The following is a 605-nucleotide window of genomic DNA, read 5'->3' on the forward strand; positions in this document are numbered from 1 at the left end:
GCCTCCATCCTGATGGCCGGCCGCCATCAAGAAGCCGCCTGATCGCCGCCTGATTTCCCCTCGAACCCGACACGTCCCCGGAGCCCCACCATGCGCACCAAGAGCCTCCTGACCGAAGCCAAGCAGATCGAACGCGCCGTCACCCTGATCTCGCTGGGCGCCCGCCTGCAGGTGCTGGAATCCGAAACCGACATGTCCTACGAGCGCCTGCTGCGCCTGTACAAGGAAGTCGCCGGCAAGTCGCCTTCCAAGGGCCAGCTGCCGTTCTCCACCGACTGGTTCATGACCTGGCAGCCCAACATCCACGCCAGCCTGTTTCTCAACATCCACGAGTACCTGAACAAGGCCATCGAGATCGACGAGATCGACACCGTCATCAAGGCCTACCAGCTCTACCTGGAACAGACCCAGTCGCAAGGCCTCGAGCCGCTGCTGTCGGTGACCCGCGCCTGGCGCCTGGTCAAGTTCATCGACAACGGCATGCTGACCATGACCAAGTGCAACAAGTGCGGCGGCCACTTCGTGACCCACCCGCACGAGATCGCCCGCCACTTCACCTGCGGCCTGTGCAACCCACCCGCCCGCGCCGGCAAGGGCAAGGCCGC

General features: G+C 64.5%; 1 protein-coding gene. It reads left to right on the forward strand.

Translation table 11 applies throughout. The annotated features are described in order from the left end of the window. Positions 1-90: 90 nt before the first annotated feature. On the forward strand, positions 91-605 hold a 515-nt coding region (gene flhC, locus GTZ97_RS16430), incomplete at its 3' end, for a flagellar transcriptional regulator FlhC (RefSeq protein ID WP_161652083.1).

Origin of the sequence: Aquabacterium fontiphilum (assembly GCF_009909205.1) — a bacterium.
GTDB lineage: Bacteria > Pseudomonadota > Gammaproteobacteria > Burkholderiales > Burkholderiaceae_C > Aquabacterium > Aquabacterium fontiphilum.